Here is a 24,021-nt window from a genome sequence, read left to right as displayed (position 1 = left end):
TAGTCCTTTCTAATTCGCTTCAATTTCTTGCCAAGTAATCATAGCTTGGGCATTGATCTCCCCATCACTGATAATCTCATGTTTGCTTTCTAGTCCCTTGAGTTCATAAGCTGAGGCAATCATACCACCCGGTCGCACTTCTTTGACATATTTGAGATTGATTTTCTTTGGAATATACTTGGTCAAAAAATCTGCTCCCATGACCTCAAAAATCCAATCCAGGTATTTGCTATTATTGACATGACCATTCATATCCAAGTCGTAAAAACGAACATGGTAGTCTTTACTGATCGGATCTTCTAGATTTGCATACTTTGGCCCACGGATGAGTTTTTTATCAAACTCAGACTGGTAAGGAGCAACAATCTCCGGTTCGACAGCATGAACTTTACGACTGTCTCTGTCCATGAGAACAAAGGTTGCTACCATTCGAATGATTTCTTGACCTGCTTCATCATAGATAGTGAAACGGCGGTAGCAAAAAAGACGATTGTAAGTCAGTGCTTCTGTTTCAATCGTAATCTCCTCAGCAAAGCGTGGCAAGCGAACCACGTCAATCGCATAGTCTGTAATAATCCAGACTAGATTGTAACGTTCTAGCACATCCTTGTCACTGACTCCTAGCTCAATCGATTGCATACCTGATACTTGCAAGGACAGCAAAATCACATCTGGAAGTTTGATATGACCGTTCATGTCCGCCATATCAAAAGGAATTTTCATTTTCATTTGATAAGTTAAGCCCATTGTTCTACTCCAAAATAAATCGTTCTGCTACGGTGTCTCCTAAAAAGAGACCTCTCTTTGTCATTCGGACACGATCACCATCGATCTGCATAAGACCTTGTTGAACCAAGTCTCTGATGATTTCGCCATAAAGTCCATCAAAGGACCGTCCGAATTTTTCCTCAAATCGCGCCATGGAAACCCCTGATTTCTTGCGGAGGCCTAGGAACATTTCTTCTTCCATCTGCTCCCTTTGACTCAGGTGTTCTTCTGTAATCCGAGCATTTCCTGCCTCTACCGCATTGAGATAGTGGCGGATAGGACCATGATTTTTATAACGCACCCCGTCCACATAACCTGAAGCACCCGCACCGATACCATAATACTCGGCATTGTCCCAGTACATGAGATTGTGGCGACTTTCAAATCCGAGTTTAGAGAAATTGGAAATCTCATAATGCTCAAAGCCAGCTCGCTCCAGTTCTGCGATGATGTACTCAAACATCTCCGCTTCTAACTCTTCCTTGGGTAGGGGCAACTTCCCTCGTCGCATGCGGTTCATAAAGACCGTATGGTTTTCCAAAATCAAGCTATAAAGGCTCATATGAGGAATATCAAGCGAGATAGCCTTAGCTACATTGTCCTTGACCTGAGCCATAGTTTGACCTGGAAGAGCATAGATTAGATCGATGGAGATATTGTCAAAACCAACCAGTTTGAGACGGTCGATATTCTCATAAATATCCTTCTCCAAGTGACTACGCCCAATCTTTTTCAGCATTTTGTCATCAAAAGTCTGCACACCTAAAGAAACACGATTGACTGGCGACTGTTTCAAAACCGCAATTTTATCCGCATCTAAGTCTCCTGGATTGGCTTCAATGGTCAACTCTTCCAAGACAGACAAGTCCAAGTTTTTAGTCAAGCCATCTAAGAGCAGCTCTAATTGCGGAGCGGACAGAGCCGTTGGCGTCCCACCTCCAATGTAGAGGGTTCGTAACTTTTGGATATCATAAGAACGAAACTCCTTTAGCAGATGCTCCAGGTAACTATCTACTGGTTGATTCTTGATAAATACTTTTGAAAAGTCACAATAATAACAAATCTGTGTGCAAAAGGGAATATGCACATAGGCGGACGTTGGTTTTTTCTGCATAGTATTTATTATACCACAAAGACAGGCTTAAAGATAAAAATCACCATCTCCAAAAACCAGAGATGGTGATACCTTATACTTCAGTAATATCGATGATGATTTCTTCTTGGTCTTCAGCAACGTCTGGAGTTGCTGACTGTTCTTGCCACTGCTCCTTGAGGTTGTTAAAGGTTTCCTTTGACGCTTCTGTTGCTTGTCGAGCACAGTTTTTAGCTTGGTCAAGGACACTATCAAAAGTGATTTCACCAGATTCTACTTGTTCCTTTGTTTTCAGCACAAAATCAGTTGCCTGTTCCTTGACTTCTGTCAATTTCTCACAAACCTGCTCTCTAGCGTATTCTGGATCTTCTCTCAAATCATCTAGAAAAACCTGAGCTTGACTACAAACTTGCTTGCCCTTGTCACTCGTCAAAAATAAAGCAAGAGCTGCACCAGAAACAGTTCCTAAAAGGATAGAGGATAGTTTACCCATAAGATTTCTCCTTTTTTATTTTTTGAAAAATTTACTTGCGAAACGAAGAGCGGACAAGCTCGCACCTGTTTTAATGGTCTTAGAACCAGCTGATGAAGCTTTTTTGCCTAAAACACGTGCATGTTGGTTGAGATCAGATACTGATTCTGATAAGTCAGCCACCGCCGTAAAGAGTGGATCAATTGTCGCAACTTTGACATTGATATCGTCTGCTAACACATTGACCTTAGCCAACAATTCATTGGTCTGATGCAAGGTAACGTTCACATCTGAACTCAACGTTTTGATGGTTTTCTCTGTCTCATCAATCATACGACCTGCTTTTTGAATCGTGATTGTCAAATAGACTAAACAGACAATCAAAGCAATCGCAACAAGAATATATGCAACTTCTAACATTTATTTTTCCTCCTCTGTATGATAGAAAGGGGCTTTCTTTCGATTTTGATAAAGTATGATAAAAATACCGAGTCCGATAAGGATAACTGATAACCATTGGGAAACTCGCAAACCAAAGAACATGAGACTATCCGTCCGCATCCCTTCGATAATCATACGACCAAAGCCATACCAAATCAAGTAGAAAGCAGTAATATGACCACGTCTGATTCCCTTTAATTTTCGTCTAAAAATCAGAATCAAAGCAAATCCAGTCAGATTCCAAACCGACTCATATAAGAAGGTCGGCTGACGGTAGCTACCATCAATGTACATCTGGTCACGAATGAAGCCTGGCAAATAATCCAGACTATCTACTGCTGCACCGTAGGCTTCTTGGTTAAAGAAGTTTCCCCAGCGTCCTAAGCTTTGCGCAACCATGACGCTCGGTGCTGCAATATCTAAGAAATCCCAAGTATTAATCAGCTTTCTATCTGCAAAGATATAAAGAACAATAGCCCCTGCTATCAAACCTCCATAAATGGCCAAACCACCATTCCAGATAGCGATGATTTCACCTGGATTTTGAAGATAATAATCTAAGCGAAAGAGTACGTAGTATAGTCTAGCACCTAAAATCGCAACTGGAAAAGCAATCAGGATAAAATCCAAAATATCATCTGATAGAATTTTCTTTTTGGGAGCTTCTTTCATGGCAAGATAGACTGCCAAGACCAAGCCAGCCACAATACACAAAGCATACCAACGAATGGAAAAAGGACCGATTTCAAATGCAACTGGATTAATCATCTTTCACCTCATTTTTGGAGATGAGATTAGTCAAGCGTTCTTCAAATAAACGCGTCGCATCAAAGCCCATTTCCTTAGCGCGATAGTTCATGGCTGCCGCCTCAATAACAACGGAGATATTGCGTCCTGTTTTTACTGGGATGCGGATACGCGGAATCGTCACACCAGAAACTTCGAGTTCTTCGGCATTGTTTCCTAGACGGTCAAAGGTCTTATGGGTATCGTAATTTTCCAAATAGACTGCCAGCTGAACTTGTGAAGAATCTTTTACAGCGCTTGCTCCGTAGAGACTCATCACGTCAATAATACCCACTCCACGAATCTCAAGCAAATGCTTCAAAATTTCAGCGGGCTCTCCCCAAAGGGTCATTTCATCCTTGGCAAAGATATCTACACGGTCATCTGCTACTAAACGGTGTCCACGTTTCACAAGCTCAAGACCCGTCTCGCTCTTACCGATACCACTATCCCCTTGGATCAAGACCCCCATGCCATAGATGTCCATCAAGACACCATGAACACTCGTACGTTCAGCCAAACGGGAATCAAGGTAGCTAGATAACTCTCCAGATAAACGACTAGTTGATGTTCGACTGGTTAAAATCGCAATCTTACATTCCCTAGCAGCTTTCAACATTTCTTCTGGCACTACCAAGCCACGAGCAACGATGACAGCAGGTGTTTCAGGTAGAAACATTTTCTTCAAAACTTGATAACGGTTATGGGCAGGCATGGCGACCAAATAGGACCACTCCTTCATCCCTAACAGTTGAATCCGTTCTGGAGTATAGTAATCAAAATAGCCCGTCATTTCAAGACCTGGTCTCATAATGTCCGCAGTGTTGATTTCCTTTTCAAGTAACTCGCCTTCACCATAGACAATATCTAGTCTGAGCTTTTCAATGACATCTCTTACTAAAACCGACATAATTTCCTCCTTCAATCAAGTTCTCCTTACTATTATATCAGATTGTAGGTGGAAGTTTCCTTTTTTTGCAGGATTTACAGTATTTATTTTAAAATAAAAAGACTAGATTTCTCTAGCCTTTCATTTCAAATTAGAATTTTTTACGTTTACGAGCTGCTTCTGATTTACGTTTACGTTTTACAGAAGGTTTTTCATAGAATTCACGTTTGCGTGTTTCTTGAAGAGTACCAGCTTTAGTAACCGCACGTTTGAAACGACGAAGTGCATCGTCAAGAGATTCATTCTTACGTACTACTGTTTTAGACATTTTTTTCACTCCCTTCAAGTTCAAGATCTATTCTATTCTACACACAAAGTGAATAATTGTCAAGAGAAAAGCAACCATAAACTTTTATTCTTTTTACTTTTTTCTTTTGAAGATGAAATAAATCACTAAGATGCAGAGAATCAAGCCCAAAATCGCTGGTTGCACAATCGATATGCCACTTCCTCCACTAAATAAAAGACTATGGGCAACCTTCAGAAACGCTCCAATTACTACCGTTGCTAATAATCCATACCAACGTCTACTCCATGTTAAGGATATAATCGCCGTAAAAAATGCTAGAATCATCGCCAGAATGATAATTTTTTCAATACTCCATCCGCTCGTTAAATAAGTCTTCTCAAAATTCAAAAATTCAATTACTTTTACATCAACTATTTCCGGCTTTGGGAACCAGAACATACTAGTGAATAAGCAAAATATAGAAAAGAAAATCAGGCTATAGGATTTTTTATAAGCTCCCATTACAATTGGAATAATAAAGAGAGGGCGAATATACCAACTCAGAGTATTCTGGTGTCTAGTAAACGCCCACTCAAAGAAGTTCGTATCTGATAAAAAAACGGCAATGATAGCAATCGTTAGAAACAAGAATATAAACCCACCTATTTTATCTAACGTTTTTATTTTCATAACTTTTCTCTCCTTGAATTCGTAAAATTAATTCATCCATAACAAATTCTCGCTAAGTGAGTTATCAACCTCTAATCATTTTAGTGGTAAAATATTAATGTTCTTCCAACCACATCTTTATTATCTTTATTCTATTGTTAAGATATCTATTTGCTCATTGTTAACGATAATTGCTTGGTGGTTATGAAGTGGTAGCAATTCCAGCTGATTTTTATATGTTTCAAAGGTCTTCTGACTACTATCAGTAAAAGGTTCCTCACCATAATGTGGAAGTATGTAAAAATCCACTTCATCTAATCCCGCTGTATCAGATAACTCTGTCGCTACCGTCTTGTCGTCCATGAGTTTATTGTAGTCAATATCCTTGGCTGTAATGATAGCTCCTGCTGATTCTCCCACATAGACCAGCCCATCTCTTATTTGCTCTTTGATAAGAGATAGGAGTTGTTTTTTCTTTAATTCTTGTAATAAATAAAAGGTATTCCCGCCTGAGATATAAAGAATCTTGCTTTGGAAAATCTTTGCCTGAGCAGTTTCTCGATCACAAGAAGCAATATCTAGAACCTCTATCTCAAATCCTAAATCTCTGAATGTTTGCTGAGCCTCATCAATATAGGCAGTATAGTCCTCTTTGTTCCCAGCGGTAGGAATAAATAAAGCCTTTTTTTCTAGATTTTTTTCCTTTACATAATCACTAAAAAGATTTTTGACACCAGCAAAATATGAACATAAAAATAATTGTTTCATGATTGTACCTCCATTAATGTTTGATAATTTTATAAAGGATCCACGATCCCTTTCTTTGACTAGTTATGAGCTCAAAGCCTACTGATAACAAGAATCGTCTAAATGCTTCTTCGTTTTGGACCTCTGGTAAAAAGTAAGACAACTTGTTATATTCACAAGCCAGTAAGAGCATCCCGTCTGATTTGAGTATTCTTCGAAGTTCCATAAAAGAAGCCTCTAAATCCTGCCAATGAAAATGAGTTTGAAAAGCTGTGATTAAATCAACACTTTCATCAGAAAAACCTGTCTCCCTAACATCTCTTCGTTCAAAATTTAGATTAGTCATCTCTATCTGTTTGGCTTGAGCTATTGCAGTATCTGAAATATCGATTCCAGTTATGGTACTTTGCGGAAAGGTTTTTTTCAGCAGGATGGTTGAACGGCCGTTTCCAACTCCTACATCTAAGATTGCAGGGTAAGATGTTCTATCCAGATAACGAATTGCCCATACAAACATGGGAAGGTAGGCTCTATTCCACAATTTCATCATTCGTTTTCCTAGAAAGCCCGAAGGGTTTTTTGATTGCTGAATTAAGCGACTAAACAGTAACATTAAAAGTAAAAAACAAATAAAACCGATTATATAAATCAAAGTTCGAGCCTCCCCTGTATAGCTATATTATACCACTTTAGCAGGATAGTGAACATTTGAAGTAAAAAGCCACTCACTCCAAAGAGCAAGTGGTTCTTGTAATTTTACTTTTCAAGCAAGCTGAGCGCTTCTGCATCAGCGATAATGGTCACATCAGGGTGGTTTTGTAGGCTGCTTGCTGGGAGTTTCTCAGTCACTGGACCAGACACTGTTCCAGCGATTGCTTCTGCTTTCGACTCACCGTAAGCAAAGAGAATAATTGACTTGGCATCCAAGATGTTTTTAATCCCCATTGAAATGGCTTGAGTTGGGACGTCATCAATCTTATCAAAGAAACGAGCATTGGCTTCGATTGTAGACTGGTCAAGTTCGACTAGATGCGTTTGACTGTCAAATGGAGTACCAGGCTCATTAAAGCCAATATGACCATTGCGACCGATTCCCAAGATTTGCAGGTCAACAGGATGATCAGCCAAAATTTGGTTGTAACGTTCTACCTCAGCTTCAGCATTGTCCTTAATCCCACGGGGTAAGAAGCTTTCTTTAAATGGTTTTTGGTTAAATAAGTGTTCTTGCATAAAGTAACGGTAAGACTGAGGATTGTCTCCGTCAAGCCCTACATACTCATCAAGGTTCACACTGGTTAAATTTGAAAAATCAAGGTCACTCTCAACGATTTCCTTGTAAAACTCAAGCGGACTGCTCCCTGTCGCAAGTCCTAATGTTTGAGCACCATTGGCCAACTTTTCCTTCAAAATCTCAAAAGCTACTTTTCCACCTTCGACTTGATTTTCAACTTTAATAACTTTCATTTCATATCCTCCATATTTCTATATTCATTATATGGTATAGACCAATTTTTGTCAAGTGAAAACGATTTAATTTCCAAAAAAAGAGCGTCCAAACTTGAAACATGTTATAATGGATAGGATTAGAACTTAGAAAGAATGAACAGATATATGAATACAGCTGATTTTGATTTCCACTTACCTGAGGAATTGATTGCCCAAACACCACTTGAAAAACGAGATGCCTCTAAACTCCTCATCGTAAACCGAGAAACGGGAGAGTTTCAGGATAAACACTTCCACTCTATTATTGATATGTTGGAACCTGGCGATGCTCTTGTTATGAACGACACCCGTGTTCTCCCTGCTCGCCTTTATGGTCAAAAGGAAGAAACAGGAGGCCATGTGGAACTTCTCCTTCTCAAAAATACTGCCGGTGATGAGTGGGAAGTCCTAGCCAAACCTGCCAAACGCCTCAAGGTCGGCACTCGCGTCAGCTTTGGTGATGGTCGCCTCAGCGCTGTAGTTACGGAAGAATTGACCCACGGGGGCCGCATTGTCCGCTTTGAATACCAAGGAATTTTCCTAGAAGTTTTGGAAAGTCTCGGTGAAATGCCACTGCCACCTTATATCCATGAAAAACTGGATAATCGTGAACGTTATCAAACCGTCTACGCTAAGGAAAGTGGCTCTGCTGCTGCACCGACTGCTGGCCTCCACTTCACCAAAGAACTGCTAGCAGAAATCCAAGCCAAGGGTGTCCATTTGGTTTATTTGACTCTCCACGTTGGTTTAGGAACTTTTAGACCTGTTTCTGTGGACAATCTGGACGAACACGAAATGCACTCCGAATTCTACCAACTTTCTGAGGAAGCAGCTGCCACCCTTCGCTCTGTCAAGGAAAATGGAGGTCGTGTTATTGCTGTTGGAACTACTTCGATCCGCACACTGGAAACCATCGGTTCCAAGTTTGATGGGCAAATCCAAGCAGATTCTGGTTGGACCAATATCTTTATCAAACCTGGATACGAATGGAAGGTTGTCGATGCTTTCTCAACCAACTTCCATCTGCCAAAATCAACTCTCGTCATGTTGGTTTCTGCCTTTGCAGGTCGTGACTTAGTCTTAGATGCTTACCAGCACGCTATTCAAGAACACTACCGTTTCTTCAGTTTCGGTGATGCCATGTTTATCTATTAAAAATAGCTCCGCTATTTCTTTAGGATAGTTTATTCCTAAGAGATGACGGGGCTATTTCTGTTTAAAGTGTAATTTCTGGGGACTCAGAAGTTAAATGAATCAGTTTGCCTTGAACACCAAAGTAGTCCTTTACCAAGTCCTGTAATTCTTCCATGGCAGCCCGAGCACGCGCCGCCTGTTCACCATTGATCGCTTCAATCACTAAGACAGCATCTTTTGTCTCTTCTGTCAGCATGGTTCTCTGCGCCTCTCTCCAGTTGAGACAGCGACAAACCGCTCCTTCATCATCATAATAGATCAGCTCTTCTGGAAGTGCAGGAGCATCGTTTTCAGCTCCTAGTGGAAAGAAAGGTTCTCCTCCCTTGGCCTGACCAAGATGAAGATTGCCTACAATCTTGTTCGCATCCTCGCCACCACAGGGAACCGCATAAGATAGAGAGACACTATTGTAGATGTCTACCAAGGGATTGATGGGATTGAACTCTCTTCCCTGACTGACCCGCTTAAGTAAGGCTTCAATCGAAGAACGAGCACCCTTTTTCGTTTTGAACTTGCTGAAAGCCTGACGCCATTCTTGAATGACATCATTCTGAGTAAAATTTTCATCCGAAATGAAATCCTCAGCTCGTTTAGCTCCCTTATCTAGCAAGGTTTTGAAATAGGGATCCTTGCTTTCATCAACTATATTATCTAATCCCTTTACTACTAAAACGCTAATCTGTGCTTCTGGAAACAAGCTCCAAAATTCATTTTCAACGATAACTTTCATCTTTCACCTCTTATTATAAATAATTTCTTTTCTGGCCTTTTTTGACCATATCCCAATCACTAGTAATATTTTTTCTAACCCGAATTAGTAGGCTCTCCAGTTCCCTGGCCTCTTCCCTAGAAAATCCTTTTAGGGCAGAATTCTCTGAATAGTGATGTTCAGCAAGGATAAAAGGATAAAGTGCATCTCCTTTTTCAGTGACAAACCACTCTTTATTTTTCCGATTTGTACTGGTCATTCCTTGTTTTATTAACCCCTTTTCTTCCAGTTTTTTTACTGAACGAGCAACTGTCGAACGGTCAACCTTTAGTAAATCCGACAAGGCTTCTTGAATGATTCCTGGATTCTCCTTGATTCGTACTAAATAAAGGTATTGCCCACGAGCTAGTTCAATATCACGAAACTCAATATTAGCAATAGAATCTAGGGCACGAGCTATAATTCCGATTTCGCGTAATAACGACATGTTTCCACCTCTCGCATCTATGATGATGGAATAGCACATTTTTGTTGCAAATGCAATAAAAAAACACTTTGAAAACAAAGCGTCTTTTTTTATTCTTCATTTTTTAAAAAGAATGTGTTATCACTAAACTTTGGATCCTTCAAACTCTGTACACTGGCATTGATAACTGCTCCGATAATCAAAATCTTTGCAATAAGAATAAACCAGAACATCATCACTACCACGATAATGGAACTGAAAAAGCGAACGTCCACTAGGTGATTGACATAGTTATTAAAATAAGCAGAAAAGATATTCAATAAAAAGACAAGAGTCAGCAAGACAAAGATACTTCCTGGTAAAACATAGCGGATTCGTGGTGCTTTTACTTTTGGTAGAAAATAGTAAATCATGACTAGAATGGCAAAGATCAAGGCATAGACCAGAGGACCTGTAAAATCTTGCAGGTAGGAAAATAGCGAACTGTCTGATTGCCAGTAAGTTTTGAGGAGGTTGAGCAACATACGACCAAACATACTCAAAAACAAGGCAAAGGCAAAAAGGATCTGCAAGCCGAAACTAACAAGTAGACTCATCAACTGATGGGAGATAATTCCTCGACTCTTGGTCACCCCATAGGCTTTGTTAAAAGCTTTTTGAAGGAAATCCATTGATTTCGAAAAGGTCCAGAGTGCAGATAAAACGGCAAAACTCAACAAACCAGTTGATGGTTGAGTCAGAACTTCTCGGACAATCTTGGCGACCACATCATACACCGTATCGGGCAAAAATTCCTTGATCGTCAGTAAGAAATTTGAGACCGGAATCTGAAAATAAGGCAAAATATTGACCATTATCATTAGCAAAGGAAAGATTGAAATCAACCAATAGTAGGCAACAGCGACACTAGTCAACTCGCTATCAGATGCTTGATAATAATGCAAAAAAGCTTTCAATAAGGGCTTATCCAATAGCTCCTTCCACCACTTTTTCATATCCCATCCTCCGTCATTTTCTTCATCATCTAAGTTCTTCTGATTAAATCTAGCATATCATAAGGTAAGGTATTTGCGGCCTCTTTCAGAGAATAATTTTCTAAGTTATTCACATTTTGGCGTAGTTTTTTGGCATACTTGGCTGTTATCAGTTTAGCTTCTTCGTATTCAAAGATTGCCTTGCGTTCGAGATAGTAGCCTCGTAGCATTTCATCGATATTGTTTGGCTTGATGCGATTGATAACCCGCTCAACAAAAGCACCACTTCCGATAATGGCCGTCTCGCGTAGACGAGATTCTTGCATAAAGCTAATCAGAGAACTCTTGTAAACCCCTTTGAGGTTTTCCAAACTCTCGATAATCAGCTCTGTATTTTCCAAATACAACTCTGAAATCTGATCATAGTCAACTGCTAGTAGTTTACGAGATTCTTCATTCATCCAACTACGGAAAGTTTTGCCAAAGGTAAACATTTCATGGAGTAGAAAGCGCAGTATCCGTAAAGAAACTAGGAAGTAATAAGTCACTCTAGAAGCGAAATTCCGATTGATACTCTGCTCCATGTTTTTTAGGTAACGTTGGTAAACTCGATAGCCACGCTCGCTGATTCTATTTTCTTCGTAGGCTTGCTCCAAACCGTCACTCTCAATACTCAAGATAAGAAGCTTGAGGGACTCCCAGTCCTCTTGGACTCTCTTGTTTTCCAGACTAAGGATGAGGTTTTCAATCCGACCATGATAATTATCAATAGCTGCATAAAGAGGAAGTTTGTTCTTGTGATGGTCCAGCTCTTTTTCTAATTCTGCAGCTACATCATTCAGAATCGCAATATGCATCAAATGATCCTTGCTTTCCTCTTGTTCCTCAGATAAGTGAGGGAGGACCAGTAAACCTGTTAGAAAGCTTAATAGTGTAACGCCTGCTACTAGGAAGAGTAACAGAGGGTATTCCTGCTCCAAATGACTTGGTATGAGGAGAATGGTCGCGATAGATACTGTCCCTTTAACACCAGAGAAGGTTAAAAGAAGCATATCTTTCATGTACTTATGAATTTTTTTCTTAAGTCGACGCGTTCTCACAAAGTAAAAACCAGCAATCATGACAAAGCGGATCGCAAAAAGCAAGAAGGTCAGAACGACAACTGAAAGTAGTAAAAGAAAGGGATTGTAGAGAGAATTAGACAGAATCGGCTCTGCAATCAACTCTAATTCCATTCCCAAGAGAACAAAGACTGATCCGTTTAGCATAAAGGTCACTGTGTGCCAGACGGTCTCCGTCACGGTGTCTACTTGAGCCTCAAGGAGCGTAATTTTCTTAAAGCGGCTGGCCTTCAAAATACCTGCGACTACAACTGCGATAATCCCTGAAACATGGATTTCTTCAGCGATAAAGAAGGTCATGAGAGGCAAACTCAGTTCAAGCAAGAGTTCACTCGCTATATCAGTCGCTCGCACACTCAGTAAAAATGTATGCAAGAAACGATTGATCATTGCCGTCACAAAACCGACTGCAAAACCACCAAGGATTGAAAGTGCTAGGGATGTTCCAGCCTGACTGAGGGAAAAAGCGCCAGTTGTCCATGCAGCCAGTGCCACTCGAAAGGCTACCAAGCCCGAAGCATCATTTAGAAGTCCTTCTCCTTTGAGAATATTGGATACCCGTTTTGGAAAACGAAAACGCTCAGAAAGAGAAGCAAAGGCTACCAGATCCGTCGGACCAAGCGCTGCCCCAACAGCCAAACAGGCAGCTAAGGGAAGACTGAGCCAAAGGAAATGAGCCAAGGCTCCCAAACTCAAGGTCGAGATGAAAATCACTGGAAAGATTAAGTAGACAATGATGCGCCAGTGTTTTAAAACAGATGTAATATCTGCTTCTTCTGCCTCCCGGAAAAGTAAGGGACCAATAACCATGGCCAGAAACAGCTCTGTATTGAGATGAAAGTCCGCATCGGGAACAAATAAGCCAATCCCAATCCCTAAAAGGATTTGCACAAGAGGAAGGGGCAAAAAAGGGAGAAGTTTATTGGTCGTGGTTGAAATGATTAAGACAAATAAAAATAGAATCAAGTAAATGAGTAATTCCACACAATTCCTCCTTAATCTTTTTTACAACAAGATTCAAAAATCTCCTTTTGCTCTTGGATTTTCTGATCAATCTTAGAACAGTCTTTGTGCTCAATTTTTTTCTGGCATCGTTCCATTTCAAGAGCCACTAATTTTTTCTTAATTTTAAGCATTTTCTTGCTCATATGTGCTTCGTCGAGCACCCCGACTGCTCGCTCGTGATGCGTTGACTCGACAAAATTTTGGCGCATAGCCTCTAGCTTCTCACGAAGGTATTGTTTATCCATGTCTATACCTTTCTAATTTTTCAATCATAACTAAAAACGGTGGATTGTTAACTTGGTTGAGAGTCCGATAAATGGCAACTGTACACTCTTGTTGGTTCAACTGGCTAACAAAGTCCAAAACAGCATCCCTTTCAATGTCTCCTCCCTCATGACCATAGTAGATCATAATGGCAATCCGTCCCCCCTTGACAAGCAAATGGCACAGCTTTTCTAAAGCTTCAATAGTAGTCTGAGGTTGTGTAATGACAGATTTGTCAGCAGAAGGCAGATAACCCAGATTAAAAATCCCTGCCTTAGCTTCTGTCACAAACTGGTCAAGCGTCTCATGACCTTGCAAGATTAACTGGGCATTTGTCATTCCAGCCTGATACAAACGCTCTTGCGTCTTCTCCAAAGCCTGCTCCTGGATATCAAAGGCATAGACTTGCTTGGCTAACTTGGCTAAAAAAAGCGTATCATGTCCATTGCCCATGGTCGCATCCACTACGATATCATCCTGAGTCACAACCTCAGCCAAAAAATCATGTGCCATCTCAAGTGGTCTTTTCATTTTAAAACTCCTGTTTTACAGCCTTGCATCCTTGCACACTTCCACGACGGCGCATCTCAGTTTCAATAGCATTTAGCACTTCCCATTTATTGAGGCTCCACATGGGACCAATCAGCATATCTCTAGGTGCATCTCCTGTGATTCGATGGATGACAATATGCTTAGGAATGATTTCCAACTGGTCACAGATAACCTTGACATACTCGTCCTGACTCATCAGTTGCAAGCGTCCTTCGTGGTAATCTCTTTGCATACGCGTATTGGTCATGAGATGGAGCAAGTGCAGTTTAATTCCTTGAATATCATTATCCGTGACGCAGCGGCGGACATTTTCGACCATCATCTCATGAGTCTCACCGGGCAAGCCATTAATCAAATGGGAAACAATCTCAATCTTGGGATATTTCCTCAAGCGTTTTACTGTTTCAACATACAATTCATAAGAATGAGCACGGTTAATCAGGTCAGAGGTTGCTTCAAAGGTTGTCTGTAAGCCCAATTCTACCGTCACATGCATGCGCTCCGATAACTCAGCCAAATATTTGATGGTTTCATCGGGTAAACAGTCTGGCCGTGTTCCGATATTGATCCCTACTACACCTGGCTCATTGATAGCCTGCTCATATCGCTCCCGAATCACTTCCACCTTTTCATGGGTATTGGTAAAGTTTTGAAAATAAACCAGATACTTTTTAACATCTGGCCACTTGCGGTGCATAAAGTCGATTTCCTTATAAAATTGCTCACGGATAGGGGCATCTGGTGCTACAATGGCATCTCCAGAACCTGAAACCGTACAAAAGGTACAGCCCCCATGAGCTACAGTTCCATCCCGATTGGGACAGTCAAATCCCGCATCAATAGGAACTTTAAAAGTCTTTTCTCCAAAGAGTTTTCGATAATAATCATTCAAGGTATTATAAGATTTCATAACTTTCATTATAACAAAAATCACCCACAATCTCAAAAGCCTGACTTTCCTACAGATTCCCTTGTTTCTCGTTTCCTTTAATGATTTTTTATGATACAATATGGGTATGATTTTAATGAAAATAGCAGCTACTTTATTGTTGGTATTAACCCTCGTGGTCTCCATCATTGTAACAAAACTTTTTAAACTGAAAAAACTAGGACTGAACTTTGCAGATTTAGCTTTTCCACTTTTGGTATTCGAGTATTATCTTATCACTGCAAAAGCCTTTACCCACAACTTTCTGCCACGACTTGGTGTTGCACTTTCTCTCCTAGCAATCCTCCTAGTTGTCTTTTTCCTACTCAAAAAACGAAGTTTTTATTACCCTAAATTTATCAAATTCTTCTGGAGAGCAGGTTTTCTCCTAACCTTAGTCCTCTATATCGCTATGATTGTAGAATTAATGATGCTCACACCCCAATAAATCCCTAGAACAACTGATTCTAGGGATTTTAATTTATGGAAATTAAGTGTCAGCTAACCCAGACACTTAACAAGGAGCTAGCTTTTCTTTTAGTTATAAATCTATTTTGTTAAGATCGTTTAAATTTTGCTCGTAGGCGGTCTGCTTGAGGTTTACCAATAATCTTATCCAATAGGTGAGTTCCAAGACTCATTAAACCATAAAGCCCTCCCCCGAGACCTCCGATGAGGGCTACATAAAGGAAACTCCAGAAGCGTCCCGTTGGTTGGAAGAAAAATCCTAAAATCCACTGTAGGAAACCAACCAGAATAAACATGACCAGTGTCAAAATGGTAATTAAGATAGTTCGCTTCAAGATTATCTTTCGACGAGCACCCGTTACTTGGCAGATGTCTCGGTACATCAAGACATTTGGAATGATAAGTCCGATAGTCGTAGAAATCAAGGGACCGTAACTGTGGAAAATGGCAATAGCTGGTAACTGCAAGACTAACTTGGCAAGGGAACCATAGACAAAGTAAAGAACTGCCTTGCGATTGCGGAACATGGCCTGAAGCATAGGAGACAAAACCATATACAAGCCTAGGATAGTAGACTGCAAAACCGCAAAGACAAACAAGCCCATGGCCAGACTATCTGGCTTCCCGTAAAAGACTGTATAGAGAGGCTCCCCTACCATGACGACCCCAACTGTTGCTGGTAAAAGAAACATAAAGAGCATGGTTAGACTATCTTGAACCAGGCGAGCAGCGGCTCTCAAATCACCTTTAACATAATTTTCCGTCAAAAGTGGCAAACCGACACTTCCAATCGAGACACCGACAGAAATCAAAATCATAGTAATTTTATTAGGATTGGCAGAGAAATAAGAAAACATGACAACCAAGTCTTCATTGCTGTAGTTGGTAAACCAGGTCATGCTATTGATGAAGGTCATCTGGTCTAAAATCTGGAAGAGCTGGATGGCTGATCCTGTCAGGATAAAGGGAATGGCTTCCTTGATGGTATCAACCAAGAGTCGCTTGCTATTGATCTTATCCCGTGTTTCAAATACCTTTTGGAGCAGTCCCTCCTTGGAAAGAAAATAAATCAAGACTGCAAAACTTGCCACCATCCCCACAAAAGCTGCAAAAGTCGATTGGGTAACGGCTGCTAAATAGTCACCAGAACCCATCTTCATAATGAAGAAGGTTGCCATCAACATCCAGATAACACGGATCACCTGCTCGGCGATTTGACTCATAGCATAGGGTTTCAGGTTATTCATCCCTTGGAAGAAACCTCGGATAACACTCATAGATGGGAAAATCAAGACCGCCCAAGCCAAGCTCTGCATGATGGGAATCAGGTCTTTCCCCACACCTGACAAATCTGCTAACCAGGGAGAAAAGAGATACAAGACCAAAGCAAAGACTAAGCCCAAGCCCGTCATAAAGCTTAGGAAACTCCGAATCAAGGCAAAGCTATGCTCTTCTTCTCGCATGGTATTGTACTTAGCCACTTGTTTGGCGACCGCAACAGGTATACCCGCTGTCGAAATCAGCAAGAACCAAGCATAAATATTGTAGCCCATGGTAAAGAGACCATTTGCCTTGGCGGCATAAGTCCCCATCCAGATATACCAGGGAATAATATAGATAGCCCCAAGGAGGCGACTAATAAAGTTACTAGCTGTTAGCCAAGCAGTCCCTCGCAACATCTGGGCTTGCTGGTGATTATTTTCGTTAGACATAGCTTCCTCATTCAATTTTGATAACTAGGAAAAGTTCCCTATCTTCCATTATAAACTTTTCCTTGTTACTTGTAAAATTCAGACTTGAAGTTTATAATAGAAAGTATGATTAAGATTGAAACCGTATTAAATATATTAAAGAAAGATGGCCTTTTTCGTGAGATTATTGACCAAGGTCATTACCACTACAACTACAGCGAAGTTGTTTTTGATAGTATCAGTTACGACAGCAGAAAAGTAAAAGAAGGCACTCTTTTTTTTGCAAAAGGCGCTGCCTTTAAAAAAGAATACCTCATTTCTGCTATAAGCCAAGGCTTAGCTTGGTATGTCGCAGAAAAGGACTACGAAGTCGGTATCCCCGTCATCATTGTGAACGATATCAAAAAAGCCATGAGTTTGATTGCTATGGGATTTTATGGCAATCCACAAGAAAAACTCAAAATTCTCGCCTTCACTGGAACCAAGGGTAAGACAACAGCGACCTATTTTGCCTATAACATCTTAGCTCAACACCATCGCCCAGCTATGCTGTCTACCATGAATACAACCTTAGATGGTAAGACCTTCTTTAAATCTGCCCTCACAACTCCTGAGAGCATTGATCTCTTTGATATGATGGATCAGGCTGTTAAGAATGGTAGAACTCATCTCATCATGGAAGTCTCTAGTCAAGCCTATCTGGTCAAACGAGTCTATGGTCTGACTTTTGATGTAGGAGTTTTCCTCAATATCAGCCCTGATCATATCGGACCAATTGAACATCCTAGTTTTGAAGATTACTTCTACCACAAACGTCTCTTGATGAAAAATAGCCGAGCAGTTGTTATTAACAGCGACATGGACCACTTCTCTGTACTGAAGGAACAAGTGGAACATCAAGAACATGACTTCTATGGTAGCCAGTCAAGTAACCAAATCGAGAATTCCAGAGCTTTTAGCTTTTCAGCTACTGGTAAACTTGCTGGAGATTATGATATTCAACTCATCGGTCACTTTAACCAAGAAAATGCAGTCGCTGCAGGACTTGCCTGCCTCCGTCTAGGTGCTAGTCTGGAGGATATCAAAAAAGGAATCGCTACAACCCGCGTCCCTGGACGTATGGAAGTCCTCACACAGAAAAATGGAGCCAAGGTCTTCATCGACTACGCCCACAATGGCGATAGTCTGAAAAAACTGATTTCTGTTGTTGAAACCCATCAAACTGGAAAGATCGCTCTGGTTCTCGGTTCGACTGGAAACAAGGGTGAAAGTCGTCGCAAAGACTTTGGACTTCTCCTCGATCAACATCCTGAAATTCAAGTCTTTCTGACTGCTGATGACCCCAACTATGAAGATCCAATGGCCATTGCTGAAGAAATCAGCAGCTATATCAGTCATCCCGTTGAAAAGATTGCCGATCGTGAACAAGCTATCAAGACAGCGATGACCATCACAAATCAAGAACTCGATGCCGTGATTATTGCTGGTAAGGGAGCTGATTGCTACCAGATTGTCCAAGGAAAGAAAGAAGACTATCCTGGGGACGCAGCCATCGCAGAACGTTATCTATAAAATCAAAAAATCAAGGAAAACATTCCCTTGATTTTTTTAGTCTTCTTTCTTAAATGAATTTTTAAGACCTTCAACGGCACCTTCTACAGCGCCTTTAGCATCTTCAACAACTTCTTTTGCTTTCGCAACTGTTTTTTCTACAGTACCTTCTGCTTCTGTCTTGCTATCGCCAGTAACTTTACCAAATCCTTCTTTGATAGCACCAGTTGCTTGATCCAATTTATTTTCAAGTGACATAGCTCTGTCTCCTTTGCTTTTAATACGATAAACGTTATCGCTTACATTCAGTTTATGCTTATTCTTTAGTAAAGTCAAATAATCTGCTCAAAAGCAAGCAATTAAGGTAAATAGAAAGTCAACCGTTCCTTGTCGAAATCAACAGCCAACTCATACTTCCCTTCTTCGTTTTGCACAACATAGCCCAAGACGACTAGACTCTCAACGAAGATATCACGACGTTTCTGTATCAGTTGGTCTTTTTTGAGAAACTTCAGTAAAAAGGTCGTCATATACTTGAGGGCATACTCAGGATTGACATCTCCCAAAATGGCATAGAGTTCCTGCTGTTTTTCTGTCAAAGGAGATTGGTGCTTGACCTTGTAGAAATAGTTGGATAAGGTCATCTTTTCTCTTGCAAAGTCCGTACGTTCGACTAAAATGGCAGCATTGGTTTGATTGCGCAATTCCGTCTCAAAACTCTGCTCCAGTAAGGCTTGATAGACTGGACTGCTCTCTCTGATAAAAATTTCTTGGTCAAGGGCTAAATCCTCCGTAGATTCTAAAAAGGGGAGATTGAGAAAATAGCGTTTGTTTTCCCTTAGTATCAAGCCTGCCTTTATATACTCTTCCATGAGTTTATCAACTGCCACATCTGGAAACTGAGCCTTGATTTCTCGAAGGATCACATCGTCATGCTGGTCCAGATAGTCCACTAAATCTATAAAAAATGGCTGTCGAGTCAAACGGGAGGGATTAAAAATTTGAATCATGAAGATTCCTTTCTTTACATTCTAAAAGAGGGGATGCTGCCAACTGACTGGGATTGGTCCCTGGTTGATTCAGGGGCACAGGAAGTTCGAGTTCCCTGTAATATTCCCTCCAAAAATCACTAATCTCCTGCTCCCCATCCCCAAATTTCATCGGAATAGTTTCAAAAATAGGTAGGATTTCAGCGATGTACTGGGAGCAGTAAAAACCAGACCCATCTGGATAAAACGAGCTATTATAAGGAGCACCTAGATGCTGGCATGCTTTCTCCTTTACCAAGTCAACTTCCAGCTCTGGATAGACATAAAGATCGTAGAGATGAGTCGGTTCAAAAAATTCATCTGGTTCTTGACAGATGACACCAGCTTGCCCACTAGCATGGTAGATGAAACCGTCCAAAAAGATGGCTACATGACTATAATTCCCAGTAGAAGCCTGGATGGCCTGCCCCATGTCTGAAAGGTCCTTCACAAAAATCAAATCGCCATTTTCTAACATCTTCCTCTCCTAGAAAAAAAGGAGCCGAAACCCCTTTAGCTATATGGAAACAAGTGTTTCCACGTTTCAATTATCACTCAAGCTATTAGCCATTAAAGCTTTCAGTCAACTGAGGTACCACTTGTTTCTTACGTGAAACAGCACCTGGAAGGAAAGCGTGGTTGTTTTCAAGTTTGAAGTTAAATGCTGCTTCGACCTTGTCCATGTTTGACCCAAGAGCAAGGATTTCTGAGTTTGAGTTTACGATGTCTGTAATCATCAAGACAAAGTCAGAGTAGCCATTTGCTGCATTAGCTGCTTGCATTGCTGCTTCGATTTCAGTTTGACGTTCCAAGACTTCAGCAATATCAACTGTATTAACTTGGGCAACACGGACCTTGTTTCCGTTGAGTTCAAAAGTCTTAGCATCGATGTCAATCAATTCTTCAGCAGATTTGCTAGCCAAGTTAGTACCAGCCTTGAGCATAGCAAGACCGTATTCTTCCAAGTTCACGCCTGCTAATTCTGCCAATTCAGGAGCGATGACTTTATCAGATGGGTGAGTTGTTGGTGATTTCAAAAGAAGGGTATCTGAAATCAAACCTGAAAGCATCAAACCTGCGATTTCTTTAGGAACTGCTACACCATGTTCTTTAAACATGCGGTAAACGATAGATGAGGCTGATCCAACTGGTTCCAAACGCATGTAAAGCGGACTTGCAGTTTCAAAGTTAGCCACACGGTGGTGATCCACAACTCCGTAAACTTCTACTTCAGCGATATCTGACACTGACTGTTGGAATTCATTGTGGTCAGTTAAGATAACTTGCGCTGCACCTTCTGCTTTAGCAGATGTGATAACACGCGGTGCTTCTACACCAAAATAGTTCAAAACAAAAGCTGTTTCTTCATTTGGAGTACCGAGAGCTACTGCTTCCGTGTCCAATCCATAAGCCTCTTTTGCAAGATAGGCAAAGGCTACAGATGACCCGATGGCATCTGAGTCTGGATTTTGATGACCAAATACTAGAATCTTAGACATGATAATACCTCTTTAAATTTATTCATCTTATTTTAGCACTTTTTTCCTTTTTTGACAAAAGTAAGAGGAGCCAAAGGACTCCTCATTAGATATCAATATGATTGACTAGATTTTTCTCTTGATTTTCAGATAAAAATCGTTCTTTCTGTGGACGTTTCTTGCGTTTGAGGAGAGCCTCCGCAGACATGGCTTCTTCCTTACTGGCAAAGCCTTCTGCATAGACGAGTTTGACTGGTAAGCGAGCTCGGGTATACTTGGCTCCCTTACCACTATTATGAACGGCAAGGCGCCTCTTCACATCCGTTGTATAGCCCGTATAGTAAGAACCGTCACGGCACTCCACCACATACATATAGGCCTTATGATCCATAGTAAATCTCTTGAATTTCTGGCGTATAAGAACCATCATCATTGTGAACAATGAGTGGTGGCAGGACCTTGAAGCCACTTGTCGATCCATCCTTGATAGCTTCGATTAAGAGCATATTGGCCTCCTTCTCTCGTTTAGGATAGACAAATTGCAGGCGCTTAGGTGCCAAATTGTGGCGTTGAAGCATGTCTAAGATATCCAAGAGCCGATCTGGACGATGAACCATGGCCAAACGTCCATTGGATTTGAGAATACTCTGAGCACTTCGACAAATTTCTTCTAAGTTAGTCGCAATTTCGTGTCTGGCCAGAAGGTAGTGTTCACTCTCGTTGAGATTGGAATATGGATCCACCTTGAAATAAGGCGGATTACACAAAATCATATCTACCTTACTTCCCTGAATGTGGGCAGGCATATTTTTCAAATCATCGCAGATGACTCGCATCTGCTCTTCCAAGCCATTCAACTGAACCGAACGCTCTGCCATATCTGCCAAGCGCTCCTGAATCTCTACAGATATTATCCGCGCCTGAGTACGTGAACTAGCAAAAAGTCCCACTGCACCATTTCCAGCACAAAAGTCCACAATTAAGCCCCGTTTAGGGAAGCGAGGAAAGCGTGACAAGAGAACACTATCCACCGAATAGCTAAACACCTCTCTATTTTGAATGATCTTGATATCTGTCGAAAAGAGCTGATTGATTCGCTCTCCTGGTTTTAATAATTGTTCTTCCATATATTGATTTTAAAAATACGAAATCTAATAGACTAGTTTTTCTCTCTCAGATTGTTGAGGGCTTCCTTTGTCCAGATTGGCATCATTCGCCCAAGTGGTGCAAAACCGTGCTTGATACGATCATTTGAAAAACGTCTCCGTCTTGGTAGTTGGTGTTTTTCTTCCTCCAGAGTGCGAATAGATAGACTAGCTTTACCTGAAAATTCGTCTAAATCAACAACCTGAACTTGCACTTCTTCACCAATTTTCAAAACTTCATAGATATTTTCGATAAATCCTGTCCGAATCTCTGAAATATGGATCAACCCAATCACCCCTGTCTCTAATTCGACAAAGGCACCATAGGGCTGGATTCCTGTAATACGCCCATTTAGCTTATCACCGATTTTCATCTTAATCCTCAATTTCAATCGTTTCAATTACCACATCTTCAACTGGTTTGTCCATAGCGCCTGTCTCAACAGCTGCAATGGCATCCAAGACCGCAAATGATTCTGCATCGACCAATTGCCCAAAAACAGTGTGACGACGGTCAAGGTGAGGAGTTCCACCTTGTTCTGCATAAATCTCAGCGATTGGCTCAGGCCAGCCACCACGCGCAATCTCTTTCTTAGAGTATGGCAAATGTTGGTTTTGCACGATAAAGAACTGGCTGCCATTGGTATTGGGCCCAGCATTGGCCATAGAAAGAGCGCCACGAACATTATAAAGTTCTTCTGAAAATTCATCTTCAAAAGCCTGTCCATAAATAGACTCTCCCCCCATACCAGTACCAGTTGGGTCTCCACCTTGAATCATAAAGTCCTTGATAATACGGTGGAAAATCACACCATCATAGTAACCGTCTTTTGAAAGAGCGACAAAGTTTGCTACTGTTTTGGGAGCCTGTTCAGGGAAGAGCTTGATACGCAAGTCTCCATGATTCGTCTTAATAGTCGCTAGAGGACCTTCTACTGTTTCAATTTCTACTTGTGGGAAATGCAATTCTTTTTCTACCATACCAAATCCTTCTAAGGCATCAAAAATGCCATCTTCTTCTACTGTTTTTGTAATATAATCTGCTTTTTCTTTGATTTTTTCGTGGGAAACTCCCATAGCAATACTGATTCCAGCATAATCAAAGAGTTCCATATCATTGAGACCATCCCCAAAGACCATGACATTCTCTGGTTTCAATCCTAGGTGTTCTACAACCTTTGCCACACCAGCAGCCTTTGAACCTGAAATTGGTACCACATCAGATGAATGTTCATGCCAACGCACCATGCGAAGTTTATCCGATAAAGACTCTGGTAAGTGCAAGCCATCCCCTTTATCTTCAAAGGTCCACATCTGGTATATATCTGCTTTTTCATGAAAGTCAGGATCCACACCCAGGTTCGGATAAATCGGATCAATAGCCTCACTGATCAGTTCTGTTCGCGTGGAGAGTTTGGCGTCATGACTTCCAACCAAGCCATACTCAATTCCCTCTTCCTTCGTCCAAGAAATGTACTCCTCTACATCTGACTTCTCAATCTGATTTTGATAAATGACATTTCCTTTTTTATCTTCTATATAGGCACCATTCAAGGTCACAAAAAAGTCAGGCTTGAGGTCACGAATCTCTGGTACGACACCGAAAATCCCTCGTCCAGAGGCGATTCCTGTTAAAATTCCTTTTTCACGCAACTGTTTAAAGACAGTGGGAATTGTAGTTGGAATAAAACCTGTCTTTGACGTACGCAAGGTATCATCAATATCAAAAAAGACAATCTTAATCTTCTTTGCCTTATATTTTAATTTTGCATCCATCTCTCTACCTCTTTCAATCTAACTCTTTCCAT

General features: G+C 40.9%; 30 protein-coding genes. 3 read left to right on the top strand and 27 right to left on the bottom strand.

Annotated elements, in window-relative coordinates; genetic code table 11:
- Positions 1 to 9: 9 nt before the first annotated feature.
- The 11 genes from E2R31_RS08175 to E2R31_RS08125 form a co-directional block, all read right to left on the bottom strand.
- Complete coding sequence (locus E2R31_RS08175) at positions 10 to 747, bottom strand: acyl-[acyl-carrier-protein] thioesterase (protein WP_049550086.1); 738 nt, start codon at positions 745 to 747, stop codon at positions 10 to 12.
- A 4-nt stretch (positions 748 to 751) separates the two neighbouring features.
- Positions 752 to 1,882, bottom strand: coding sequence for a radical SAM family heme chaperone HemW (hemW, locus tag E2R31_RS08170; protein WP_132973902.1), 1,131 nt, complete (start codon positions 1,880 to 1,882; stop codon positions 752 to 754).
- A gap of 73 nt (positions 1,883 to 1,955) precedes the next feature.
- Positions 1,956 to 2,354 carry a YtxH domain-containing protein gene (locus E2R31_RS08165; protein WP_132973900.1) on the bottom strand — a complete coding sequence of 133 codons (399 nt, stop codon included), beginning with the start codon at positions 2,352 to 2,354 and terminating at the stop codon, positions 1,956 to 1,958.
- A gap of 15 nt (positions 2,355 to 2,369) precedes the next feature.
- Complete coding sequence (locus E2R31_RS08160) at positions 2,370 to 2,753, bottom strand: DUF948 domain-containing protein (RefSeq protein ID WP_061417113.1); 384 nt, start codon at positions 2,751 to 2,753, stop codon at positions 2,370 to 2,372.
- The gene (gene lgt, locus E2R31_RS08155; protein ID WP_132973898.1) at positions 2,754 to 3,542 is read right to left on the bottom strand and encodes a prolipoprotein diacylglyceryl transferase; all 789 of its coding nucleotides are present in this window, start codon (positions 3,540 to 3,542) and stop codon (positions 2,754 to 2,756) included.
- Positions 3,535 to 4,470 carry an HPr(Ser) kinase/phosphatase gene (gene hprK, locus E2R31_RS08150; RefSeq protein ID WP_000115188.1) on the bottom strand — a complete coding sequence of 312 codons (936 nt, stop codon included), beginning with the start codon at positions 4,468 to 4,470 and terminating at the stop codon, positions 3,535 to 3,537. Before hprK ends, lgt begins: the two co-directional genes overlap by 8 nt.
- Positions 4,471 to 4,600: 130 nt before the next feature.
- The gene (gene rpsU, locus E2R31_RS08145; protein ID WP_000048054.1) at positions 4,601 to 4,777 is read right to left on the bottom strand and encodes a 30S ribosomal protein S21; all 177 of its coding nucleotides are present in this window, start codon (positions 4,775 to 4,777) and stop codon (positions 4,601 to 4,603) included.
- 93 nt (positions 4,778 to 4,870) lie between these two features.
- Positions 4,871 to 5,428 carry a hypothetical protein gene (locus E2R31_RS08140; protein ID WP_132973896.1) on the bottom strand — a complete coding sequence of 186 codons (558 nt, stop codon included), beginning with the start codon at positions 5,426 to 5,428 and terminating at the stop codon, positions 4,871 to 4,873.
- 126 nt (positions 5,429 to 5,554) lie between these two features.
- Positions 5,555 to 6,175, bottom strand: a complete 621-nt coding sequence (locus tag E2R31_RS08135) for a Type 1 glutamine amidotransferase-like domain-containing protein (RefSeq protein WP_132973894.1) — start codon at positions 6,173 to 6,175, stop codon at positions 5,555 to 5,557.
- 13 nt (positions 6,176 to 6,188) lie between these two features.
- Positions 6,189 to 6,806 (bottom strand): class I SAM-dependent methyltransferase, encoded by a 618-nt coding sequence (locus E2R31_RS08130; protein WP_132973892.1) that lies wholly within the window; start codon positions 6,804 to 6,806, stop codon positions 6,189 to 6,191.
- Positions 6,807 to 6,910: 104 nt separating this feature from the next.
- A complete protein-coding gene (locus E2R31_RS08125; protein ID WP_132973890.1) occupies positions 6,911 to 7,618 on the bottom strand; it encodes a glucosamine-6-phosphate deaminase in 708 nt (235 codons plus the stop codon).
- A gap of 147 nt (positions 7,619 to 7,765) precedes the next feature.
- Here E2R31_RS08125 and queA point away from each other — a divergent pair, with 147 nt between their 5' ends.
- Positions 7,766 to 8,794: a tRNA preQ1(34) S-adenosylmethionine ribosyltransferase-isomerase QueA gene (gene queA, locus E2R31_RS08120; protein ID WP_132973888.1), complete on the top strand. Its 1,029-nt coding sequence runs from the start codon at positions 7,766 to 7,768 to the stop codon at positions 8,792 to 8,794.
- 61 nt (positions 8,795 to 8,855) lie between these two features.
- On the opposite strand, the gene E2R31_RS08115 is transcribed toward queA, so the two are convergent.
- From E2R31_RS08115 to mnmL, 7 genes are all read right to left on the bottom strand, one after another.
- Complete coding sequence (locus E2R31_RS08115) at positions 8,856 to 9,563, bottom strand: B3/B4 domain-containing protein (protein ID WP_132973886.1); 708 nt, start codon at positions 9,561 to 9,563, stop codon at positions 8,856 to 8,858.
- A gap of 13 nt (positions 9,564 to 9,576) precedes the next feature.
- A complete protein-coding gene (locus tag E2R31_RS08110; RefSeq protein WP_125837564.1) occupies positions 9,577 to 10,029 on the bottom strand; it encodes a MarR family winged helix-turn-helix transcriptional regulator in 453 nt (150 codons plus the stop codon).
- 89 nt (positions 10,030 to 10,118) lie between these two features.
- Positions 10,119 to 11,003: a YihY/virulence factor BrkB family protein gene (locus E2R31_RS08105; protein ID WP_084948882.1), complete on the bottom strand. Its 885-nt coding sequence runs from the start codon at positions 11,001 to 11,003 to the stop codon at positions 10,119 to 10,121.
- A 29-nt stretch (positions 11,004 to 11,032) separates the two neighbouring features.
- A complete protein-coding gene (locus E2R31_RS08100; protein WP_084948884.1) occupies positions 11,033 to 13,087 on the bottom strand; it encodes a cation:proton antiporter in 2,055 nt (684 codons plus the stop codon).
- An 11-nt stretch (positions 13,088 to 13,098) separates the two neighbouring features.
- Entirely contained in the window at positions 13,099 to 13,353 is a 255-nt protein-coding gene (locus E2R31_RS08095; protein WP_000361094.1) for a hypothetical protein, read from the bottom strand.
- A complete protein-coding gene (gene mnmM, locus E2R31_RS08090) occupies positions 13,346 to 13,903 on the bottom strand; it encodes a tRNA 5-(aminomethyl)-2-thiouridylate-methyltransferase MnmM (protein ID WP_000828444.1) in 558 nt (185 codons plus the stop codon). The genes E2R31_RS08095 and mnmM overlap by 8 nt, the downstream gene beginning before the upstream one ends.
- A gap of 1 nt (position 13,904) precedes the next feature.
- Positions 13,905 to 14,843 (bottom strand): tRNA modification radical SAM protein MnmL/YtqA, encoded by a 939-nt coding sequence (gene mnmL, locus E2R31_RS08085; RefSeq protein WP_000867020.1) that lies wholly within the window; start codon positions 14,841 to 14,843, stop codon positions 13,905 to 13,907.
- Between the two features lie 91 nt (positions 14,844 to 14,934).
- Between mnmL and E2R31_RS08080 the strand changes: the two genes are divergently transcribed.
- Positions 14,935 to 15,300, top strand: coding sequence for a DUF3397 domain-containing protein (locus E2R31_RS08080; protein ID WP_025168386.1), 366 nt, complete (start codon positions 14,935 to 14,937; stop codon positions 15,298 to 15,300).
- Between the two features lie 109 nt (positions 15,301 to 15,409).
- Here E2R31_RS08080 and E2R31_RS08075 read toward each other — a convergent pair whose 3' ends face one another.
- The gene (locus E2R31_RS08075) at positions 15,410 to 17,032 is read right to left on the bottom strand and encodes a putative polysaccharide biosynthesis protein (RefSeq protein ID WP_132973884.1); all 1,623 of its coding nucleotides are present in this window, start codon (positions 17,030 to 17,032) and stop codon (positions 15,410 to 15,412) included.
- Positions 17,033 to 17,137: 105 nt separating this feature from the next.
- Between E2R31_RS08075 and E2R31_RS08070 the strand changes: the two genes are divergently transcribed.
- Positions 17,138 to 18,583 carry a UDP-N-acetylmuramoyl-L-alanyl-D-glutamate--L-lysine ligase gene (locus E2R31_RS08070; RefSeq protein WP_132973882.1) on the top strand — a complete coding sequence of 482 codons (1,446 nt, stop codon included), beginning with the start codon at positions 17,138 to 17,140 and terminating at the stop codon, positions 18,581 to 18,583.
- Positions 18,584 to 18,619: 36 nt separating this feature from the next.
- Here the strand turns inward: E2R31_RS08070 and E2R31_RS08065 are convergent, their stop codons facing one another.
- From E2R31_RS08065 to E2R31_RS08030, 8 genes are all read right to left on the bottom strand, one after another.
- Positions 18,620 to 18,820 carry a CsbD family protein gene (locus E2R31_RS08065; RefSeq protein WP_000051179.1) on the bottom strand — a complete coding sequence of 67 codons (201 nt, stop codon included), beginning with the start codon at positions 18,818 to 18,820 and terminating at the stop codon, positions 18,620 to 18,622.
- 101 nt (positions 18,821 to 18,921) lie between these two features.
- Entirely contained in the window at positions 18,922 to 19,572 is a 651-nt protein-coding gene (locus E2R31_RS08060) for a DUF1803 domain-containing protein (protein ID WP_125449487.1), read from the bottom strand.
- Positions 19,556 to 20,068: a YiiX/YebB-like N1pC/P60 family cysteine hydrolase gene (locus E2R31_RS08055; protein WP_132973880.1), complete on the bottom strand. Its 513-nt coding sequence runs from the start codon at positions 20,066 to 20,068 to the stop codon at positions 19,556 to 19,558. The genes E2R31_RS08060 and E2R31_RS08055 overlap by 17 nt, the downstream gene beginning before the upstream one ends.
- Positions 20,069 to 20,153: 85 nt before the next feature.
- Entirely contained in the window at positions 20,154 to 21,089 is a 936-nt protein-coding gene (locus tag E2R31_RS08050) for a manganese-dependent inorganic pyrophosphatase (RefSeq protein WP_084948894.1), read from the bottom strand.
- Positions 21,090 to 21,174: 85 nt separating this feature from the next.
- Positions 21,175 to 21,459 carry a GIY-YIG nuclease family protein gene (locus E2R31_RS08045; protein ID WP_084948895.1) on the bottom strand — a complete coding sequence of 95 codons (285 nt, stop codon included), beginning with the start codon at positions 21,457 to 21,459 and terminating at the stop codon, positions 21,175 to 21,177.
- A complete protein-coding gene (locus E2R31_RS08040; protein WP_084948896.1) occupies positions 21,449 to 22,195 on the bottom strand; it encodes a tRNA1(Val) (adenine(37)-N6)-methyltransferase in 747 nt (248 codons plus the stop codon). Before E2R31_RS08040 ends, E2R31_RS08045 begins: the two co-directional genes overlap by 11 nt.
- Positions 22,196 to 22,227: 32 nt before the next feature.
- Entirely contained in the window at positions 22,228 to 22,587 is a 360-nt protein-coding gene (locus tag E2R31_RS08035) for a S1 RNA-binding domain-containing protein (protein WP_000689611.1), read from the bottom strand.
- Between the two features lies 1 nt (position 22,588).
- On the bottom strand, positions 22,589 to 23,989 hold the full coding sequence (locus tag E2R31_RS08030) for a bifunctional Cof-type HAD-IIB family hydrolase/peptidylprolyl isomerase (RefSeq protein ID WP_132973878.1): 1,401 nt from the start codon (positions 23,987 to 23,989) through the stop codon (positions 22,589 to 22,591).
- Positions 23,990 to 24,021 lie beyond the last annotated feature (32 nt).

It is taken from the genome of Streptococcus downii (genome assembly GCF_004353325.1).
GTDB classification, from domain to species: domain Bacteria; phylum Bacillota; class Bacilli; order Lactobacillales; family Streptococcaceae; genus Streptococcus; species Streptococcus downii.
Note: the sequence above shows the minus strand (reverse complement) of the source record. Positions and strands in the feature narration are given on the sequence as shown.

Bases quoted from the DNA above. Each gene is read 5' to 3' on its own strand.
- E2R31_RS08075 (WP_132973884.1), bottom strand. From the start codon at position 17,032: ATGTCTAACGAAAATAATCACCAGCAAGCCCAGATGTTGCGAGGGACT.
- E2R31_RS08055 (WP_132973880.1), bottom strand. From the start codon at position 20,068: ATGTTAGAAAATGGCGATTTGATTTTTGTGAAGGACCTTTCAGACATG.
- E2R31_RS08080 (WP_025168386.1), top strand. From the start codon at position 14,935: ATGGGTATGATTTTAATGAAAATAGCAGCTACTTTATTGTTGGTATTA.
- E2R31_RS08115 (WP_132973886.1), bottom strand. From the start codon at position 9,563: ATGAAAGTTATCGTTGAAAATGAATTTTGGAGCTTGTTTCCAGAAGCA.
- E2R31_RS08065 (WP_000051179.1), bottom strand. From the start codon at position 18,820: ATGTCACTTGAAAATAAATTGGATCAAGCAACTGGTGCTATCAAAGAA.
- E2R31_RS08125 (WP_132973890.1), bottom strand. From the start codon at position 7,618: ATGAAAGTTATTAAAGTTGAAAATCAAGTCGAAGGTGGAAAAGTAGCT.
- E2R31_RS08135 (WP_132973894.1), bottom strand. From the start codon at position 6,175: ATGAAACAATTATTTTTATGTTCATATTTTGCTGGTGTCAAAAATCTT.
- rpsU (WP_000048054.1), bottom strand. From the start codon at position 4,777: ATGTCTAAAACAGTAGTACGTAAGAATGAATCTCTTGACGATGCACTT.
- E2R31_RS08110 (WP_125837564.1), bottom strand. From the start codon at position 10,029: ATGTCGTTATTACGCGAAATCGGAATTATAGCTCGTGCCCTAGATTCT.
- E2R31_RS08035 (WP_000689611.1), bottom strand. From the start codon at position 22,587: ATGAAAATCGGTGATAAGCTAAATGGGCGTATTACAGGAATCCAGCCC.
- E2R31_RS08040 (WP_084948896.1), bottom strand. From the start codon at position 22,195: ATGGAAGAACAATTATTAAAACCAGGAGAGCGAATCAATCAGCTCTTT.
- E2R31_RS08165 (WP_132973900.1), bottom strand. From the start codon at position 2,354: ATGGGTAAACTATCCTCTATCCTTTTAGGAACTGTTTCTGGTGCAGCT.
- E2R31_RS08050 (WP_084948894.1), bottom strand. From the start codon at position 21,089: ATGTCTAAGATTCTAGTATTTGGTCATCAAAATCCAGACTCAGATGCC.
- lgt (WP_132973898.1), bottom strand. From the start codon at position 3,542: ATGATTAATCCAGTTGCATTTGAAATCGGTCCTTTTTCCATTCGTTGG.
- E2R31_RS08060 (WP_125449487.1), bottom strand. From the start codon at position 19,572: ATGATTCAAATTTTTAATCCCTCCCGTTTGACTCGACAGCCATTTTTT.
- E2R31_RS08030 (WP_132973878.1), bottom strand. From the start codon at position 23,989: ATGGATGCAAAATTAAAATATAAGGCAAAGAAGATTAAGATTGTCTTT.
- E2R31_RS08105 (WP_084948882.1), bottom strand. From the start codon at position 11,003: ATGAAAAAGTGGTGGAAGGAGCTATTGGATAAGCCCTTATTGAAAGCT.
- mnmL (WP_000867020.1), bottom strand. From the start codon at position 14,843: ATGAAAGTTATGAAATCTTATAATACCTTGAATGATTATTATCGAAAA.
- mnmM (WP_000828444.1), bottom strand. From the start codon at position 13,903: ATGAAAAGACCACTTGAGATGGCACATGATTTTTTGGCTGAGGTTGTG.
- E2R31_RS08045 (WP_084948895.1), bottom strand. From the start codon at position 21,459: ATGGATCATAAGGCCTATATGTATGTGGTGGAGTGCCGTGACGGTTCT.
- queA (WP_132973888.1), top strand. From the start codon at position 7,766: ATGAATACAGCTGATTTTGATTTCCACTTACCTGAGGAATTGATTGCC.
- E2R31_RS08175 (WP_049550086.1), bottom strand. From the start codon at position 747: ATGGGCTTAACTTATCAAATGAAAATGAAAATTCCTTTTGATATGGCG.
- hemW (WP_132973902.1), bottom strand. From the start codon at position 1,882: ATGCAGAAAAAACCAACGTCCGCCTATGTGCATATTCCCTTTTGCACA.
- hprK (WP_000115188.1), bottom strand. From the start codon at position 4,470: ATGTCGGTTTTAGTAAGAGATGTCATTGAAAAGCTCAGACTAGATATT.
- E2R31_RS08160 (WP_061417113.1), bottom strand. From the start codon at position 2,753: ATGTTAGAAGTTGCATATATTCTTGTTGCGATTGCTTTGATTGTCTGT.
- E2R31_RS08095 (WP_000361094.1), bottom strand. From the start codon at position 13,353: ATGGATAAACAATACCTTCGTGAGAAGCTAGAGGCTATGCGCCAAAAT.
- E2R31_RS08140 (WP_132973896.1), bottom strand. From the start codon at position 5,428: ATGAAAATAAAAACGTTAGATAAAATAGGTGGGTTTATATTCTTGTTT.
- E2R31_RS08070 (WP_132973882.1), top strand. From the start codon at position 17,138: ATGATTAAGATTGAAACCGTATTAAATATATTAAAGAAAGATGGCCTT.